Origin of the sequence: Flavobacterium sp. NG2 (genome assembly GCF_034119845.1) — a bacterium.
Lineage (GTDB): Bacteria > Bacteroidota > Bacteroidia > Flavobacteriales > Flavobacteriaceae > Flavobacterium.
Genome location: NZ_CP139420.1, coordinates 304,021 through 323,477, shown reverse-complemented (window position 1 = coordinate 323,477; position 19,457 = coordinate 304,021). Strand labels below are relative to the sequence as shown.

The following is a 19,457-nucleotide window of genomic DNA, read 5'->3' as shown; positions in this document are numbered from 1 at the left end:
TTATAAAAATATCATTTACATCAATTTTTGGCTTTGTCAAAAATCATAATTGAATGTTGTTTTTTAGATGAATAGTATTGAAGTACTCACTGCTGCCAACTGCCACTGCTAACTGAATACTTTTCTATCAATGCGCCTCCAGCCAATTTTTTCCCATTCCTAAATCAACCACCAAAGGTACTTCCAATTTAAAAGCATTTTCCATTTCATGTTTGATCATCGGTTGGATTTTTTCTAATTCATCGTTGTGCACATCAAAGACGAGTTCATCATGTACTTGTAGTAACATTTTTGACTTCCAGTTTTCGGATTTCAGTTTGTTGTGGATGTTGATCATCGCAATTTTGATAATGTCGGCAGCAGAACCTTGAATAGGAGCATTGACGGCATTACGTTCTGCACCACCACGAACAATTGCGTTTTGTGAGTTGATATCTTTCAAATAACGACGACGACCTAAAATTGTTTGAACATAACCATTGTCACGAGCAAAGTCCACTTGGTCGCTGATATAAGATTTCAATCGTGGATAGGTTTTGTAATAGGCTTCAATCAAGTCCGCACTTTCGGAGCGGGAAAGATTAGTTTGGTTTGATAATCCAAAAGCCGAAACGCCATAAATAATCCCAAAGTTCACGGTTTTAGCATGGCTACGTTGCTCACGAGTCACTTCGTCCAAAGGCACATTGAATACCTTTGAAGCCGTTGATTTATGAATGTCTTCGTTGTTTTGGAAGGCTTTAATCATGTTTTCTTCGCCACTCAAAGCTGCAATCACACGCAATTCAATTTGGGAGTAATCGGCAGAAGCCAAAGTGTAGTTTTCATCACGAGCAATAAACGCTTTACGAATCAAACGCCCTCTTTCGGTACGAACCGGGATGTTTTGCAGGTTGGGATTATTCGAACTCAATCGCCCTGTTGCAGCAACGGTTTGCATATAATCTGTATGAACACGTCCTGTTTTGGTATTGACTTGTGTAGGTAAAGCATCAATATAGGTGCTTTGTAATTTCACCATCTGGCGCCATTCCAGAATGTCCCGTACAATTTCGTTGTCATTGGCTAGGTAACTCAAAACTTCCTCTCCAGTTGCGTATTGTCCTGTTTTGGTTTTCTTTTGTTTTGGTCCGCCTATTTTTAATTTGTCGAATAAAATATCTCCGAGTTGTTTTGGAGAAGCCAAGTTGAATTTCTCACCAGCCGTTTCGTATATTTTTTGTTCCAAAGCATTGCTCTCCGCAGCCATTTCAGTCGACATAGCGTTCAAGAACGAAACATCCAGATTGATTCCTTCGGTTTCCATCGCTGCCAAAACAGGTACGAGCGGAATCTCGATTTCGTCAAACAATTTTTGAGTCGCTGTTTTTTCGAGTTCTACTGCAAACAATTCTTTCAATTGGTAGGTCACATCCGCATCTTCAGCAGCGTATTCTTTGATGTCTTCAAGCGCTACATCGCGCATTGATTTTTGGTTTTTGCCTTTCTTTCCAATCAAATCTTCGATAGATTTAGGTGAATATTTCAAATAAGTTTCACTTAAAATATCCATATTATGACGCATATCGGGATTAATCAAATAATGTGCAATCATCGTATCAAATAATTTTCCTGCGACACTAATTCCGTAATTTGCCAAAATCTTCAAATCGTATTTTACGTTTTGTCCTATTTTTTCAATGGCTGGATTTTCAAAAAACGGACTAAATTTCTCCGCCAAGGCTTTGGCTTCGTCTTGATTTTCGGGAAACGGCACATAAAATGCTTTTCCTTTTTCGTACGAAAATGACATACCCACTAATTCCGCATGCAAAGCATCCAGTCCAGTGGTTTCGGTATCAAAGCAAACCGAAGTTTGTTTTTGTAAATTTTGCAACAGCAATTTAAGTCCTAAATCGCCTTGAACAATTTGGTAGGAATGCGGTGTGGTTTCCAGTGTTCCGTAAAACTGCTGGTGCACTACTTCGTTATCGTGAGTAGGTAAGGTTGCGGAGAATAAGTCAAATTGTTCTTCGTTCTTCGGTTGTGGTTTTTTGTATAGTTTGGCGTCGTCAGCAGGAGCGTTGTCGTTTTGAGGCGCTTGTGATGACGGACTTTTGAAAATGGCGTCAAACTGCTCCGCCATTCTTCTAAACTCCAATTCGTTGAACAAAGCATCTGTTTTTTCCACATCAGGAGTTGAAAGTTCGTAATCCTTTTCATTGAAAGTTACCGGGCAGTCCAATAAAATCGTAGCCAAGGTTTTTGATAACAATCCTTTTTCCTTGTTCTCCTCGATTTTCTCCTTCATTTTTCCTTTCAGCTTGTCTGTGTTGGCTAAAAGGTTTTCCATCGTTCCAAATTCTTTCAACAGTTTTTTAGCGGTTACTTCGCCAACTCCGGGTAATCCAGGGATATTATCCGCAGCATCACCCATCATACCAAGGAAATCAATCACTTGCTCGGGTCTTTCGACTTCAAATTTGGCCAAAACCTCAGGAATTCCCCAAATTTCGATACCGTTGCCCATACGAGCCGGTTTGTACATAAAAATATTTTCAGATACCAGTTGGGCGAAATCCTTATCTGGCGTCACCATAAACACTTTGTAATTTTCCTTTTCGGCCTGTTTGGCAATCGTTCCTATCAAGTCATCGGCTTCATAACCCGCCACTTCAATAATCGGAATATGCATCGCGTTCAAGAGCGCTTGTATATAAGGAACGGCAATCTTAATCGCCTCGGGAGTGGCATCACGATTGGCTTTGTATTCAGGGAACAATTCGTTGCGTAAGTCGCTTCCGCCTTTATCAAACGCCACCGCCAAATGGTCTGGCTTTTCACGCTTAATCACATCCATCAACGAATTCATGAACCCCATAATCGCCGAGGTGTCCATTCCTTTCGAATTGATTCTTGGGTTTTTGATAAAGGCATAATACCCTCTAAAGATTAAAGCATAAGCATCGAGTAGAAAAAGACGTTTTTGAGCAGACATAGTAAAAAATTTTGTCGTAAAAATAAACAAACCTTTTTGAAAACCTCGTTTTTTTAAAGGTCATTATCCGTCTTTTTTATGCTTGGAGTGATTATTGGGGCGTGCCACCAGCAAGGAAAAGGGGCGGCTTTTCTTTGTGTGTATTTGCCCCTTTTCCTTGCTGCTGTCGTGCTATCCGTTGCAAGTCCTCAACCCGTTCCGCTATCGCTACACGGGTTTGCGGGCTTTTCACTGCTATCACTCACGCGTGAGTTGGGAAATCATCACGATTTGTATCTGGCAAGGTCTTTATTGATCTTGAAGGCGTCAAATTGAATCAAAAACAAACCTACAAGGTTTAGGAAACCTTGCCGGAATGAGAAATGAAAAGTATTATGCTGCTGCTGCTTCTTAGGATTGGATGTGGAAAAGAAACAATTTGTTGCAGGTGTAAGGATTTTGTGTTTTATCTTTTTCGGTTATAATGATTTTGCGCTATTTGATGCAGAAAGGTTTTTGTTTGAGTCAGTTCAAATTGCAGTTGGTTTGGTAATTCTGTAAACAAAGGAGAACCACCATCTAAAACAATTGGTATTGTGGTGAGTATCATTTCGTCAATTAAATCCTCTTTCAAAAAGTTACGAATGGTAGTTCCTCCATCAATGTATAACTTATAATATCCTTGTTCGTGAATTTGTGATAAAATCTCGGTCAATGTCCCCTTGATTAAAAACACTTTTCCTTGATGACTTTCGGCTATTTCTTTTAGCGTATTACTTAATACGAACACAGGTTTGTTATATGGCCAATCGCAATCAAATCCGAGTACAGTTTCAAATGTGGTTCGTCCCATTACAATTGCATCAATTCTATTGGTAAATTCAATATATCCCATGTCGTCATTTTCAGGATTCGGTATAGAATGTAGCCAATCAATTCCGCCATTTTTGTCAGCGATATATCCATCTAAACTTGTTGCTATAAAAACGCTATTTTTTGTATTCATTGTTCTTTTGTATTTCGTTTGTCAATAAGGGTGGTGACTTTTGTAAAAGTGAAATAAAGCTTTATATGTGTGCTTAAATTTGGGGTGTAAATTTACATTTTTTAAATTGCTTTTATCACTAACGCGGTAGTTAGGGAATAATTATAATTTTAAAAACGATTTTGCAATTCAATTTCGCCAATTTATAACAATATTATTTTTGCTTATCAATTTATACTACCTTAAAGATAAGTGTTTTAGATTTTTTAAATGCCTAACAAAGATATGAGCCCTGATGGAGCCGGTATCCTCGTAGTCCCGTCCCGAAATTTCGGGATAGGGACGAAGAGATATAGGCGAGAGCAGGAGGAGAGTTTATTATGAAAACGGATTATTCTGCTCCTAAAAACAATAAACCGAAGTTAAAGTTTAATTAATATCCTCTCATTTGCCTTAGATATGTCGTTATTTTGTGTAAAATTATATCCAAATGGGTTTTAGAATGCTGATTTTTATCACTATCCTTTTTATTGTTGAGTTGTATGCTTTCCAGGTTTTTAGAACGATTTTGAAATCAAAATCGGTTCTCATGGGTTATAGCGTTTTGAGTGTGGCGACTTTGCTTTATATCGTGTATTCGTTTATGAGTTTTGACCGTTCTGTGGGACAAACCAAGCATACGCTATTTACTATGGGGTTGATGTTATTAGTATATGTTCCTAAGATTGTGCTGGTTTTTACGATGTTTACCGAAGATGTTTTTAGAATTGGTAACGGAATTGCAAATTTGTTTATAGGTAGAACAGAGGGTGATTTCATAGCCTCACGCCGAAAGTTTGTGAGTCAGATAGGTCTTGGACTGGCTTCGATTCCGTTTATGTCTTTGATTTACGGGATTACAGTGGGGAAATACAATTACAAAGTAATTAAGCAACGCATTTTTTTTCCTGATTTGCCCGATGCTTTTGATGGTTTTACGATTACGCAAATTTCGGATGTGCATTCAGGGAGTTTTGATAATGCGGATAAAATCAATTATGCGATTGACTTGGTCAACGAGCAAGAATCGGATTTGGTTTTGTTTACCGGTGATATTGTCAATACGCATGCTAAGGAAATGCATCCTTGGATTGAAACCTTTAAGCGAATTAAAACACCTGAATTTGGTAAGTTTTCGGTTTTGGGGAATCATGATTATGGGGAATATATAGATTGGCCTTCGGCTGAAGATAAAGAAGCTAATTTTGAAGCTATTAAAAATTTGCACGCGGATATTGATTTTAAATTGTTGCTGAATGAACATACTTTTATTCGAAAGGGTGATGATAAAATTGCTTTAGTAGGAGTAGAAAATTGGGGTCATAATTTCAAGAAAGTAGGTGACGTCAATAAGGCCTCAGAAGGATTACAAAAAGAAGATTTTAAAGTAGTGATGAGTCACGATCCATCGCATTGGGATTATGAGCTGAAGAAACACGAAAAGAATTTTCAACTCACTTTATCAGGTCACACCCATGGAATGCAATTTGGAATAGAAATTCCAGGTTTTTTCAAATGGAGTTTGGCGCAATACATTTATCCGCAATGGGCTGGTTTGTATGAGACATTAGGTCGTTATGTGTATGTAAACCGCGGTTTTGGCTTTCATGCCTATCCCGGAAGAGTAGGAATTATGCCTGAAATTACGGTGATTGAGCTAAAAAAAGGGGAGAAAGTAGCATAATTCGTTAAAAATGCTACATTTGTAACTTAATATCTAGTTTTTTTAGTAGATTTAAATATTAAATTTTTGGGTTTATGTCAAAATTTGGAGAACTTATAAACGCACAAGTACCTGTGTTAATCGACTTTTACACAGAGTGGAATGAATCTTCTTTATCGATGCATCCCGTTATCAAGGATGTAGCGGCAGCGCTAGGCGATAAAGCTAAGGTGATTAAAATTGATGTGGATAAAAATCAAGAATTAGCAGAAGCCTTAAGAATTAAAGGGCTTCCTACTTTGATGATTTATAAAGGCGGACAAATGATCTGGAGACAATCCGGAGAACTAGACGCTAATAGTATTATTGCTATTGTTCAAGAGCAATTGTAGTATGCGTTTTGTGTATGTTTTTTTACCGCTAATTGCTTCGCCAGTCGCTCTTTCAGGCTCGTGTCGCAAATTATTAATTGAATTTTGATTGTGAATTAACCGCTTATTAGTGGAATTAGCGCAAATTAATTTATCTAAAATTTTAAGATATAAGATAAAAAAATAATCTGTGCATCTGCGGTTATTCTTTGTTTTTCCCAAAATTACGGTATGACATCATACTGAAACTTCTTTTCATCAATAAAATCTAAAACTCTCGGAAGTGTGTATTTTAAATTTTGGAATGCTTTAACGCTGTCGTGAAATATAATGATACTTCCCGGTTTGATATTTGATATTACATTTTTCAAGCATTTTTCTTTTGAGATTGAAGTGTCAAAGTCGGCACTCAATACATCCCACATAATAATTTTATAGCCTTCTTTTTTAAGTTCGTCAAGTTGTCCATTTGTCATTTTTCCATAAGGAGGACGAAAGAATTTTGAAGTTAAAGAATAGTTGTGTTTAGCAATGATTTTTGCGCATCTTTTTACATTCTTTATGTATTTCTTAGTGGCTGTTTTCCATCCATTTAAGTGGTTGAAGGTGTGGTTTCCAATGGCGTGCTTGTTCTCAATTATTTTTTCGAATAATTGTGGTTGTTCTTCAATGTTTTTGCCTACGCAAAAAAAGGTGGCTTTGGCATTGTGTTTTTTAAGTTCTTCTAATACCCAATCTGTAATCTCTGGTGTAGGGCCATCATCAAAACTTAGGTATATTTTATTTTCATTGTTAGGGATGTCCCATACATAATTTGAAAATATCCATTTGATAAATGCATTTGTTTTTATCCAGTAGAAGCTCATAGTAGTAGTTGTTTTTGGAGACTTTAAGTTATAAAAAAGTGCGACCATTTCCAAACAAATGCCGCACTTTTTTATAGGATTTTATGTGGTAATGAATTATTCTTTTTCTCTTCCAAAACGTTCAAATATTTCAATATACGTATTGAATGTTTTCTTGTTTTTTTCGTAGAAAGCTAAATCTCCATTATCTCTCATTACAAGCAAAAGACTTCTATAGCGTTCGATATCGGTAATGATATCAATTGCAATCTGAGATTGTTCAGCAAGGCCTATTTTGCTGTAGTAATTTAGGTTTTCTTGGTATTTACCTATTAATTTTGTTAGTAAATCTTGTGCTTTTGCAGTTTGGTTTGTTTGGTAATATCCTTTGGCAAAAGGCTCAATTAGAGAATAATAACCAAATTTTTCTAGCGGCATTTTAGTCATTGCTAGATTGATGATATTTTTTGCTTTGTCTATTTTGTTTTCTGCAATTAATTGATCCATTAATCGCGATAAGTTGGTTCTGTAAGTGATGCTTTCTCTTCTTGTTTCAGGGTCGTGATAGATTTTATTACTATCGCTATTTCCCCAGTCCCAAGCCATGATGTTATTGTACATTTTGTCAGAGTCAATTTGTCCCATGTCCATTGGACTTCCATCTTTTGGAATAGGCGTTTTTAATGGGACTAATTTGTAGACCATTCCTTCTAGTTGTAGGTATTCTTTCATCCAAAGATAATCTTCACTGTCATAGGCTCCTCCACTAAAATAGATAGGTCTTTTCCAGTTGTTATTAACCACGAGATCAAGCATCATTAATCTGTTTTTGTATAAGGCGCTTCCTGTGATATCAATGTCGATATACGGAACGATTGAGTCGTTGTATTTAGGAGCAACAACCTTGTTTTTGATAATGGTATTTTTGTCAATTGGGATTCGGATTTTATTAGTAGGGAAAAAGTGGATGGTTTGTCCATTTTGTAATCCTACCGTCGATTGTGGGTTTTTGATAAAGTCAATAATTGCTTTCAATTCCCATCTGCTTTCGGTCTTCGGTATATAAGCCACATAGTCTAATTTGTCACCCACGTATTGGTCGTGTGTAAAAGAAATAGGTAATGGGTCAGACTCGTAGGTTTTCATCTTCATTTGGTCGATATACCAGTCGGTCATGAAAAGGCTGGTGTTGACGATTTTCACATCGGTTCTAATGTTTTCAATTTCTTGTGCGTACCAAAGTGGGAAGGTGTCGTTATCCCCGATGGTAAATAGGATGGCATTTGGATCACAAGAATTCAAATACGCTTTGGCCATTGATAGGGCGGTATATTTGCCAGAGCGATCGTGGTCGTCCCAATTTTCCGAGGCCATAATGACTGGTCCAGCAAGTAAACAAGCAGAGATAATAATAGGTCCAGCTATTTTTGGTGCCAAATAAGTTTGTAAACTTTCGTATAAAGAATATACGCCCAGTCCAATCCAGATAGCAAACACGTAGAAAGAACCTACCAAGGCATAATCTCGTTCTCTTGGCTCAAAAGGTCTTTCGTTGAGGTATATTTTCAATGCCAGTCCCATGAATAAAAACAGCATTAAAAGCACATAAAAACTTTTACGGTCTTTACTAGCATGGTACATAATTCCTATAAGTCCAAGGATAAAAGGGATGAAATAGTAAGTATTTCTTCCTTTGTTGTTAATAATGTCAGAAGGAAGGTTTTCTTGTGAGCCTAAGTGAATTTCGTCAATAAAATTGATTCCGCTTAGCCAGTTTCCTTCTAGATAATCGTATTTTCCTTGGTTGTCACTTTGTCTTCCAACGAAGTTCCACATCAAGTATCTCCAATACATATATCCAAATTGGTATTCGACCATAAAGCTCAAGTTGTCGGCTGTGGTTGGTTTGTCTATAATTAAATATTCACCATAGCTTTTCAAGAATTTTACATAGCCTTCGTTGTCAATTTGTTTTTGAGCATAAGCAAGTCTGAATTCCGAAACTGTTTTTTCTACTTCATTTTTTAGTTGAGCAATGGCTTTGTTGTAGTCTTCTTCAGAAATTTTGCTTACATCTACACCATATTTAGCTAAATCTTCTTCGTAAGGATAATTTGGATTGATGGTAAATTGAGGTGGGTTCGTGAAGTTAATGTAGTTTGCAATGTGTTCAGAACTCCACATTCTAGGTAGAATGGTTTTGTGGCGGTCGTCACTGTTTTGTACAGCATTTTTGTAGTTGTTTACAATGACATACTTACCTGTTTTGTAATCTCTTTCATAGTTAGGTGCTTTGTCAAGATAAGGTGTTTCAGGGTCTAGTCCAGCGAAAGTTTCAGTGTATTGAGGGCCATAAAATAAAGGGTTTACTCCGTATTGTTCACGATTGTAGTAAGCCAAAACCTCTGCGGCATCTGATGGTTTATTTTCGTTGATAACGGTATTTGCATTTGCTCTAATAGGCAACATCATCCAGGTTGAAAAACCAATAAAGATGAAAAGTATACAAAGTAGTAAGGTGTTGTACTGTACAAGTCCTTTGTCTCGAGTGTATTTTAATCCAAAATAAAAAATAGCAACTAGAAGAAGGGCAACTAATATGGTTCCGGCATCAAATGGTAGTCCGAAGTTGTTGACGAAGAATATTTCGCTTTTCCCAAAGAAAGCCATGGTTAAAGGAAGGAGTAGTTTAAAAATGAATAACAATACAGAAACAACAACGATATTGGCGATGATAAAGTTTTTGACAGTTACCGTTTTGTAATTTTTAAAATAATATAATAATCCAATAGAAGGAATGGTTAAGAGTGCCATGAAGTGAACTCCAAACGAAAGTCCAATAACTAAAGATATAACCAGAAGCCATTTGTTTCCTCTTGGGGTATTCATGTCTTGTTCCCAGCGCAAGCCTAACCAAAATAGCAAAGATATTAACAGGGAAGCCATTGCGTATACCTCGGCCTCAACAGCATTATACCAAAAGCTGTCTGAAAATGTATATGCTAATGAGCCTACAAAAGAGCTTCCTAGAATGGCAATTGAATGATTTTGATTATTACTATAGATATTGTTTTCTTCAGAAGTAGCGTGAATTATTTTTCTTAAAATCATCGATGATGACCAAAACATAAATAGGATAGTAAAAGCACTGGAGAAAACGGAGGTCATGTTTACCATTAATGCTATATGTTGGTTGTCCATGGCAAACATGGCGAAAAAAGCACCAATCATTTGGAATAATGGAGCTCCAGGGGGATGTCCTACTTCTAGTTTTGCCGAAGTAGCGATATATTCACCGCAATCCCAAAAACTCATTGTAGGTTCAACTGTTAAACTATAAGTTATCAATGCGATTCCAAATGTAATCCAACCGATGATAGTATTCCATTTATTAAAATTGAATGCCTCCTTATTCATGTGTCAAAATTTAATTTTATTTTTAAGATGCAAAGAAAATGTTTTTTTATTGAAAGTTTGGGTCATTAACAAAATTTTCTAGTAAACAGTCAGGAATTGCTAATTGGTTGATATTTAGTTTCTTTTTTAGGAGTACTGGTTTTTTTGCGCTTTGAAGTGAAATTTTTTTAATAAAAATGACAAAAAAATTTGCAGAAACTAAATATTGTTATAAATTTGCACCCGCAATCAAGCACTATTGGTCCATGGTGTAATGGTAACACTACTGTTTTTGGTGCAGTCATTCAAGGTTCGAGTCCTTGTGGACCAACGCAAAAAGCCTCTCAATCGAGAGGCTTTTTCATTTTAGATAGTTTGTGATTAAATTTTGAAAGTAATCACAGGTCTAGATGCGTGATTGACTAAGTCTTCGCTGATACTTCCTGTGAAAAAATGAGATAAGCCGGTTCTTCCATGTGTGCAAAGTCCAATTAAATCGGCATTTACGTCGTTGGCAAAATTGATTATTCCTTTTTCTATATTAGTGTCGTTGTAAAAGTGAACAGAATGATTTTTTAACTCGAATTCGGCAATAAAATCATTTAGTATTTTTTTTGCGGTTCTTGTTGTTTTGAAACTGTTTGGGGTGCAAATCATAACAAGGGAAAGTTGGGCATCAAAAATGGAAGCGAATTCAAGCATTTTGCTGAAGGGAGCTTTAATTTCGTTTGTGAAATCGGAGGCGAAAACAAAATGGGGGTTGTTGAATTCAAAGTCTTTGTTTTTTATGACTAAAACGGGAACTTTAGATTGGCGAACTACTTTTTCGGTATTGGAGCCCATTAGTAATTCTTCTAGTCCAGATATTCCATGTGATCCCATAACAATTAAGTCAATTTCGTATTTTTTGATAAAAGAAAGAATTCCTTCTGATGCTTTTTCAAATTGAACATGTTTTGTGATTGGAATGTCTTTTAGGAAGCTTTTTTGGGTTTCGTTGTCAAGCGTTTCGTTTGCTTTTCGAATAAAAAGCATAACTTCGGGTATTCCTGCTGTTCCTGTTATGGCATCGTTCATTTGAGTGGGGATTTCAAGCATATGAAGCAGCAGAATTTCACAATTTTGTTTTTTCGCAATTTTCGCAGCCACTTTCAAAGCGTTTTCTGCGTGCGTGGAAAAGTCGGTAGGGACTAAAATTCGTTTCATAGTTTTAAGATTTGTTGTATGGGAAAAATCTTTGTTTTTGGTTGTAATAAAGATAAGAATTTTTTTAACAGCAATCTATTTTTTTTGATTTATAAAAAAAACACTATATTTGCACCGTTATTTATTAAAATCTAGATAATGAGGGGACTAATATGTCCCCTCTTTTTATAAAAATATGGTATTTAAAGAAAAAGTAAATTCATTATTGTTGGAGGCGTTGTCGGAGCGACCATCACTTTTTTTAATTGATGTAGTGGTTACTGATGCTTTTAAAATTATAGTGACGATTGATGGTGATAATGGCGTTGTTTTGCAAGATTGTATTGATATTAGTCGAGCAGTAGAAGCTAATTTAGACCGTGAAGAGCAAGATTTTTCACTAGAAGTAGCCTCTTTTGGGGTAGGAGCGCCGTTAAAATTGGTGCGTCAGTACAAGAAAAATATTGGTAGAACGCTGATTGTGAAAACGGAAACAGAAAAATTAGAGGCAGAATTAGTTGATGCTAATGATGATTTTGTAATTTTGTCATGGGAAGCAAGAGAGCCAAAGAAGATAGGGAAAGGTAAAGAAACAGTTCAGAAAAAACTGGAGATACCTTACGGAGATATAAAAGAAGCAATTGTTACAGTAACATTTTAATTAAAGAATTCGCATGGAAAATTTAGCATTAATCGATTCATTTTCAGAGTTTAAAGATGATAAACTTATTGATCGTGTAACGCTTATGGCAATTTTAGAAGATGTATTTAGAAATGCATTGAAGAAAAAATACGGTTCAGATGATAATTTTGATATTATTATAAACCCTGACAAAGGGGATATGGAGATTTGGAGAAGGAGAGTTATTGTTGCTGACGAAGATTTAGATTTTGAAAACGAAGAGATTACACTTACTGAAGCAAGAAAAATTGAAGCCGATTTCGAAATTGGTGAAGAGGTTTCTGAAGAAGTAAAATTAATAGATTTAGGAAGAAGAGCGATTTTGGCCTTACGTCAAAATTTGATTTCTAAAATCCATGAGCATGACAATACCAATCTTTATAAGCAATTTAAAGATTTAATTGGCGATATTTACACCGCCGAAGTTCACCATGTAAGACCTAGAGTTGTTATTTTGGTTGATGATGAAGGAAACGAAATTGTTTTGCCAAAAGAAAAACAAATTCCATCTGATTTTTTCCGTAAAGGAGATAATGTTCGTGGAATTATCGAAAGCGTTGAGCTAAAAGGGAACAAGCCTCAAATTATTATGTCTAGAACTTCTGAGAAGTTTTTAGAGAAATTGTTTGAGCAAGAAATACCAGAGGTTTTTGACGGTTTGATTATGGTTAAGAATGTAGTGAGAATCCCTGGTGAGAAAGCAAAAGTAGCGGTAGATTCTTATGATGATAGAATTGATCCTGTAGGAGCTTGTGTGGGAATGAAAGGTTCTCGTATTCACGGTATTGTTCGTGAGTTAGGTAATGAAAATATTGATGTTATTAATTATACAAGTAACATTCAGTTGTTTATAACAAGAGCGTTAAGCCCAGCAAAAGTTTCGTCTATTAAAATTAATGAAGAAACAAAAAGAGCTGAGGTGTTCTTGAAATTAGAAGAAGTTTCTAAGGCTATTGGTCGTGGAGGGCATAACATTAGATTAGCAGGTCTTTTGACAGGTTATGAATTAGATGTTATTCGTGAAGGAGATGTAGCTGGTGCGACTGCTGATGAGGATGATGTTGAATTAACAGAGTTCTCTGATGAGATTGAAGAATGGGTTATTGAAGAATTTGCTAAAATTGGTTTGGATACTGCTAAAAGTATTTTAGGTCAAGAAGTAGAGGATTTGGTAAGAAGAACAGACCTAGAAGAGGAGACTATTCTAGATGTAATGAGAATATTGAAAGAGGAATTTGAAAGTTAGACTACAAGTGCTTCTAGCAACACAACGAAAAAGGTAATAATAAAAAGGTTTTATGTCTGAAGAGAGAGTTATAAGAATAAACAAAGTTTTAAGAGAATTGAATATTTCTCTAGAAAGAGCTGTGGATTATCTAAAAGATAAAGGAATTAGTATTGAGTCTAATCCAAACACAAAAATTTCTGGTGACGTATACAATGTCTTGTGCGGTCAATTTGCGGGTGACAAAGGGAAAAAAGAAGCTTCTAAAGAAGTGGGAGAAGAGCGAAGAAAAGAAAAAGAGGCTTTACGTATCGAAAGAGAAAATGAATTAGAAGATAAACGTAAGCAAGAGGAAGAAGAGCGTTTGAGACAGCAAGAAGTAATCAAAGCGAGAGCTGTGGTAACAGGACCTGTTCAAGTGGGAAAAATTGATCTTGATCCTAAGAAGAAAACGCCAGCACCAGCACCAGCAAAACCAGTTGCCGAAAAGGTTGAAGAACCTAAGGCAGAAGCTGTGGTTGAAAAATCAGAGCCAAAAGAACCTGTACAAGAAAAAGTTGTTTCAGACAAAAAAGAGCCTAAACCTGTTGTGGAAGCTAAAGAGGTTAAAGAGTCTAAAAAAGAAGTAGCTGCTACTCCTAAAGAAGAAGCTAAAGCAACTCCTAAAACAGATGAAGCCCCTGCTGAAGAAGCAATTGCTACTCAATATCAAAAATTATCTGGTGCTAAATTAACAGGACAAACGATTGATTTGTCTCAGTTTAATAAACCTAAGAAGAAAAAAGAAGAGCCTAAAATCACTCCTAATAAGCCAGGTGCTCCAGGAGCAAATGCAGGTGCTAATAAAAATAAACGTAAAAGGATTGCTCCTAAACCAGGTGCTCCTAAAACGCCAGGAACTCCAGGTTCACCAAATCCTAATAAGATTACGCCAAATGCTGGTGGAGGTGGTTTTAACCGTAGTTCAAGACCAGGCTTCGTAAAAGGAAATAGACCAGCTATAGTAGCAAAGGTTGAACCTACGGAGGAAGAAGTTAAAAATCAAATTCGTGAGACTCTAGAGAAACTACAAGGTAAAAAAGGTGGTAAATCTAAAGCAGCGAAATATAGAAGAGATAAAAGAGATACACACCGTCAAAAATCTGATGAGGAGCAAAGAGCTTTAGATGAAGAAAGCAAAACAATCAAAGTTACTGAGTTTGTAACTGTAGGTGAAATTGCTATTATGATGGATGTGCCTATTACAAAAGTAATTGGTACTTGTATGTCATTAGGTATCATGGTAACCATGAACCAGCGTCTAGATGCTGAAACCTTAACTATTGTGGCTGATGAGTTTGGTTATGATGTTGAATTCATTACTGTAGATATTGAAGAAGCAATTGAAGTTGTTGAAGATAAAGAAGAAGATTTAGTATTTAGAGCGCCAATCGTAACTGTAATGGGTCACGTCGATCATGGTAAGACCTCTTTGCTGGATTATATTCGTAAAGAAAATGTTATCGCTGGAGAGTCTGGAGGAATCACACAACATATTGGTGCCTACGGAGTAACTTTGGATAACGGACAAAAAATAGCATTCCTTGATACACCAGGTCACGAGGCGTTTACCGCGATGCGTGCACGTGGAGCTCAAGTTACCGATATTGCTATTATCGTAATTGCGGCCGATGATGATATCATGCCACAAACAAAAGAGGCAATTAGTCATGCTCAAGCGGCAGGTGTTCCAATCATTTTTGCGATAAACAAAGTTGATAAGCCTAATGCAAATGTGGATAAAATCAAAGAGCGTTTGGCAAGTATGAATTTACTTGTTGAAGATTGGGGTGGAAAAATCCAATCTCATGATATCTCTGCAAAACTAGGTACAGGAGTAAAAGATTTATTAGAGAAAGTATTATTAGAGGCTGAGATTTTAGATTTGAAATCGAACCCTAATAAAGCAGCTCAAGGAACTGTAGTGGAAGCTTTCTTAGATAAAGGAAAAGGATATGTGTCAACTATTTTAGTACAACATGGTACTTTAAGAATTGGTGACTATATGTTAGCAGGTAAGCATCACGGTAAAATCAAAGCGATGCACGATGAAAGAGGAAATGCCGTTTCTGTTGCAGGACCTTCTACACCAGTATCTGTTCTTGGTTTGGATGGCGCAGCTACAGCAGGTGATAAGTTTAATATTTTTGAAGACGAAAAAGAAGCAAAACAAATTGCAGCTAAACGTTCTCAATTAATGCGTGAACAGTCAGTACGTACTCAACGTCATATTACATTGGATGAAATTGGTCGTCGTATTGCTTTAGGTCAATTTAAAGAATTGAACGTAATCCTTAAAGGGGACGTGGATGGTTCTGTGGAAGCATTATCTGATTCGTTCTCTAAATTATCTACCGAAGAAATTCAAATTAACATTATCCATAAAGGTGTTGGAGCAATTACAGAGACTGACGTTATGTTGGCATCGGCTTCTGATGCAATTATTATCGGATTTAACGTTCGTCCTGCTGGAAACGCAAGACAATTAGCTGATAAAGAAGAAATCGATATCCGTTACTACTCTATTATCTATGCTGCTATCGATGACTTGAAAGATGCGATGGAAGGAATGTTAGCGCCAGAGATGAAAGAAGAGGTATTAGGTACAGCTGAAATTAGAGAGATATTCAAAATCTCTAAAGTAGGTTCTATTGCTGGATCGATGGTGATGGATGGTAAGATTACTAGAAATGGTAAGATTAGAGTTATCCGTGATGGTGTTGTAGTTCACGAAGGGGAATTAGTTGCCTTGAAACGTTTCAAAGACGATGTAAAAGAAGTAACTAAAGGTTATGATTGTGGTATCCAAATTAAAGGATTCAACGACATCGAAGAAAGAGATGTTATCGAAGCATACCATGAGGTAGCAATCAAAAAGAAATTGAAATAAAATTTCGATATAGTTTTTATAAAAAATCCCGAGAAATCGGGATTTTTTTTGGTTTATACTTTTTTGTCAGGCTGAACTTGTCGATGCCTTTTTTAGGAGTTGTTTCCTGCAGTCCGTTACAAGAGAAGTTCACTGAGCTCCTAATAAAAATAAAAGTATATGAAGTAATTTTGTGTGGGCTAAAGTAAGCCCCAGCAAGTATTTTTACTTCTATCAGGTCCGCAAAGTGTAGCTCGCTGCGCAAATGTCTCTGACTTTGCGCAATTTTAAAATGTTATTATAAACGAAATCGTACTATAAGTCTCCTGACTTTTGCACAAAATAGTATTCTTGAAAATCACAAATCGAAAAAGCGACTTTTTATGTAATTACTGTTGAAACTGAATAGCATTTATAAATTTCAATCAACAAGAGTGGTTAAAAATCACGAGACATAGGTACGATCATATTTTATATGGCGATTTTTAAGTATTTCTCAACCTCTGAAGACTTTGCGAAGCGGAGTATTTTTTAATATAATAGGAATTATGTATCGATTAATAGTTAAGTGTAATTACGATTATATGATGATTTGGATTCGATTTATTGGAACACATGCCGAGTATGATAAGATTGTTGCGAACCAAATTTAATGATTATGGAAATTAAGCCAATAAAAACAGAAACAGATTATAATCAGGCATTAGAAAGACTTAAGGTAATCTTTGATGTGAAAATGGGTTCTCCTGAATGGGGTGAGTTATTGGCGCTTGGTATTTTGATTGATCAATATAAGTATAATCATTTTGCTACAGCACTACCTGATCCTATTGAAGCTATTAAATTTAGAATGGAGCAAATGGGTTACAATCAAAAAGATTTGGCTGATATTGTTGGACTGAAAAGTCGTACTAGTGAAATTTTAAATCGAAAAAGAAAACTTACTTTGGAAATGATTCGAAACTTACATGAAAGATTGAACATTCCTACTGATGTTTTAATTCAAGTATACTAAAGGTTTGTTAATGTCTATATGATTACAACAAAGCAACTCTTTCTGAGTTGCTTTGTTGTTTTGGGAATTTTTATATGGAATACAAATCGTTCTTGTTTTATAGTTCTGGGTGAGGGATAGTAATGAAAAGCCCACAGCCTGACGAAGGAAGAGCGAGGACTTGTAATGGATAGCCCGACCGGAGTTTTTACGGAGGGCACCCCCAAGAAACAAAAAAAGCAACTCGTAAAAGGAGTTGCTAGTAGAAAAATGTTATGATTTTATTTTTGGGGTTTTATCAAAAGTAAATTAGGGTATTTTTTTTTCAGTTCTACCATATTGCGTTCGGCTTCGATTCGGGTTCTGAAATTGCCAATCCATACTTTATAGTTAGGTGTGTTAAAAACGATGGTGCCATCCAATGTTGGAAATTCCTGCTTGCAATTATAGAGTGCTTTTCTGGCTCCATCACTACTTCCGCTGAAAACTTGAATCTTATAACGCTCATTTACAATGATTGAGCTATTTATTTTTTGTTTTTCGGCCAGTAATTGTTCGAACCTTGGGTCTTGTTTTAGGTTCGTATTTTGTTGTTGTGCTGTTAAAATTTGTGTTATAAGACAGATTAAAAAGCTGTAAATAAGACGTGTATTTATTGTGGAAATCCTCATAATGTCATGGTTTTTAGGCAAAAATAATACTTAAAGGTAGAATGTGAAAGGGAATTATTATTTAGAATTGATATAAATTGGAATTAAGACTATTTTAAGGTTTTGAGAATAGTTCATAAGTCGTATTTTTGTCGAAATTTATAATAAAGGGGTAGCTTTTTTATGTGTAAGCATAAAAAACTATGCCAATTTTTAGTAGATAATCATTATACTATATGAAAAAGGTGGGTAACCATAATTCGATCTCAAGGAAATTATTTTTAAGCTTTGCTTTATCGCTTGCATTTTCCTTAACTTCATTTGCGCAAGAAGCTGCTCCAGTAGCTGCAACTGAAGCTCCTGCGGCCTCGCAAGGTGGCGATCCTGTAAAAGGGAAAGAACTTTTTAATTCAAATTGTGCGGCATGTCATAAATTGGATGCTAAATCAACTGGACCGGCCCTTAGAGGGGTTGCGGAAAAGCATGATATGGCTTGGATTTATAAATGGGTACGTAATAGTTCTGATATGATTAAGTCAGGAGATGCGGCGGCGGTTAAATTGTTTGAAGAAAACAATAAATCGGTGATGACCTCTTTTCCTCAGTTATCAGAAGGGGATATCGATAATATTATAGCGTATACTTCTGAAGTGAAAGCTGAAGCTCCTGCTGCGGCTGGTGCGGTTCCTGGTGGAGCGGCTGTTCAAGAAGATGGAGTTTCAAATAATATCATTTTGGGTGCTTTAGCACTTGTGATGTTGATGTTGGTTGTGATGTTGTTTTTGGTTAATAAAGTATTGACTAAAGTAGCAAGTGCAAACGGAATCGAAATTGCAGCAAAAGAAAAAACAACTCCAATTTGGAAAGCATTTGTTAAAAATCAATTTTTGGTTTTAGTGTCTGCTATCTTTTTGCTATTGGCTAGTGGTTATTTTGTATATGGGTTCTTAATGCAGGTAGGTGTGGATCAGGATTATGCTCCAATTCAACCAATTCATTATTCTCATAAGATACATGCTGGTGATAATGAAATAAATTGTAAGTACTGTCACTCTTCTGCAAGAGTAAGTAAGACTGCAGGTATTCCATCTTTGAATGTTTGTATGAACTGTCATAAAAATATTTCTGAAGTTGCTGAGACTACTGCTACTCCTGAGTACAGTAAAGCTTTCTATGACGAGCAAATCCAAAAATTATACAATGCTGTAGGTTGGGATAAAGCAACTCAAACTTATACTGGAAAAACACAACCTGTAAAATGGGTTCGTATTCATAATTTACCTGATTTTGTTTACTTCAATCACTCACAACACGTTACTGTTGCTGGAATTGAGTGTCAAACTTGTCACGGTCCAGTAGAGACTTATGAGATTCAAAAGCAATTTGCTCCTTTAACAATGGGTTGGTGTGTGGATTGTCACAGAAAAACCGATGTTAAAATGGAAGGTAATGAGTACTATGCTAAAATTCATGAAGAACTTTCTAAAAAGTATGGAGTTGATAAGTTGACTGCTGCTCAAATGGGAGGTTTAGAATGTGGTAAGTGTCACTACTAGAT

13 protein-coding genes, 1 tRNA gene and 1 pseudogene are annotated in these 19,457 nt (G+C 36.0%); 9 read left to right on the top strand and 6 right to left on the bottom strand.

The window, feature by feature from the left end; translation table 11 throughout:
* Positions 1–127: 127 nt before the first annotated feature.
* Both polA and SLW70_RS01460 read right to left on the bottom strand, forming a co-directional pair.
* A complete protein-coding gene (gene polA, locus SLW70_RS01465) occupies positions 128–2,977 on the bottom strand; it encodes a DNA polymerase I (protein WP_320890128.1) in 2,850 nt (949 codons plus the stop codon).
* Positions 2,978–3,422: 445 nt separating this feature from the next.
* On the bottom strand, positions 3,423–3,962 hold the full coding sequence (locus SLW70_RS01460) for a dihydrofolate reductase family protein (protein ID WP_320890127.1): 540 nt from the start codon (positions 3,960–3,962) through the stop codon (positions 3,423–3,425).
* A 469-nt stretch (positions 3,963–4,431) separates the two neighbouring features.
* Here SLW70_RS01460 and SLW70_RS01455 point away from each other — a divergent pair, with 469 nt between their 5' ends.
* The gene (locus tag SLW70_RS01455; protein ID WP_320890126.1) at positions 4,432–5,664 is read left to right on the top strand and encodes a metallophosphoesterase; all 1,233 of its coding nucleotides are present in this window, start codon (positions 4,432–4,434) and stop codon (positions 5,662–5,664) included.
* Between the two features lie 74 nt (positions 5,665–5,738).
* On the top strand, positions 5,739–6,035 hold the full coding sequence (locus SLW70_RS01450) for a thioredoxin family protein (RefSeq protein WP_320890124.1): 297 nt from the start codon (positions 5,739–5,741) through the stop codon (positions 6,033–6,035).
* Between the two features lie 203 nt (positions 6,036–6,238).
* Here the strand turns inward: SLW70_RS01450 and SLW70_RS01445 are convergent, their stop codons facing one another.
* The gene (locus SLW70_RS01445) at positions 6,239–6,880 is read right to left on the bottom strand and encodes a polysaccharide deacetylase family protein (RefSeq protein WP_320890122.1); all 642 of its coding nucleotides are present in this window, start codon (positions 6,878–6,880) and stop codon (positions 6,239–6,241) included.
* 96 nt (positions 6,881–6,976) lie between these two features.
* Complete coding sequence (locus tag SLW70_RS01440; RefSeq protein WP_320890121.1) at positions 6,977–10,276, bottom strand: DUF2723 domain-containing protein; 3,300 nt, start codon at positions 10,274–10,276, stop codon at positions 6,977–6,979.
* A gap of 239 nt (positions 10,277–10,515) precedes the next feature.
* Between SLW70_RS01440 and SLW70_RS01435 the strand changes: the two genes are divergently transcribed.
* A tRNA-Gln gene (locus tag SLW70_RS01435) sits at positions 10,516–10,586 on the top strand.
* A gap of 50 nt (positions 10,587–10,636) precedes the next feature.
* Here SLW70_RS01435 and SLW70_RS01430 read toward each other — a convergent pair.
* Positions 10,637–11,461, bottom strand: a complete 825-nt coding sequence (locus SLW70_RS01430) for a universal stress protein (RefSeq protein ID WP_320890120.1) — start codon at positions 11,459–11,461, stop codon at positions 10,637–10,639.
* Positions 11,462–11,636: 175 nt separating this feature from the next.
* On the opposite strand from SLW70_RS01430, the gene rimP reads away from it, so the two are divergent.
* The 5 genes and pseudogenes from rimP to SLW70_RS01405 all read left to right on the top strand — a co-directional run bounded on the left by rimP (position 11,637) and on the right by SLW70_RS01405 (position 17,270).
* On the top strand, positions 11,637–12,101 hold the full coding sequence (gene rimP / locus SLW70_RS01425; RefSeq protein ID WP_320890118.1) for a ribosome assembly cofactor RimP: 465 nt from the start codon (positions 11,637–11,639) through the stop codon (positions 12,099–12,101).
* Positions 12,102–12,114: 13 nt separating this feature from the next.
* Complete coding sequence (nusA, locus tag SLW70_RS01420) at positions 12,115–13,368, top strand: transcription termination factor NusA (RefSeq protein WP_320890117.1); 1,254 nt, start codon at positions 12,115–12,117, stop codon at positions 13,366–13,368.
* A gap of 52 nt (positions 13,369–13,420) precedes the next feature.
* Complete coding sequence (gene infB / locus SLW70_RS01415) at positions 13,421–16,276, top strand: translation initiation factor IF-2 (protein ID WP_320890116.1); 2,856 nt, start codon at positions 13,421–13,423, stop codon at positions 16,274–16,276.
* 503 nt (positions 16,277–16,779) lie between these two features.
* A pseudogene (locus tag SLW70_RS01410) lies at positions 16,780–16,908 on the top strand (type II toxin-antitoxin system HigB family toxin); the annotation flags it as partial.
* 5 nt (positions 16,909–16,913) lie between these two features.
* Entirely contained in the window at positions 16,914–17,270 is a 357-nt protein-coding gene (locus tag SLW70_RS01405) for a helix-turn-helix domain-containing protein (protein ID WP_320890115.1), read from the top strand.
* 260 nt (positions 17,271–17,530) lie between these two features.
* On the opposite strand, the gene SLW70_RS01400 is transcribed toward SLW70_RS01405, so the two are convergent.
* Entirely contained in the window at positions 17,531–17,920 is a 390-nt protein-coding gene (locus SLW70_RS01400) for an SPOR domain-containing protein (protein WP_320890114.1), read from the bottom strand.
* 215 nt (positions 17,921–18,135) lie between these two features.
* Between SLW70_RS01400 and SLW70_RS01395 the strand changes: the two genes are divergently transcribed.
* A complete protein-coding gene (locus tag SLW70_RS01395) occupies positions 18,136–19,455 on the top strand; it encodes a c-type cytochrome (RefSeq protein ID WP_320890113.1) in 1,320 nt (439 codons plus the stop codon).
* Positions 19,456–19,457: the final 2 nt, after the last annotated feature.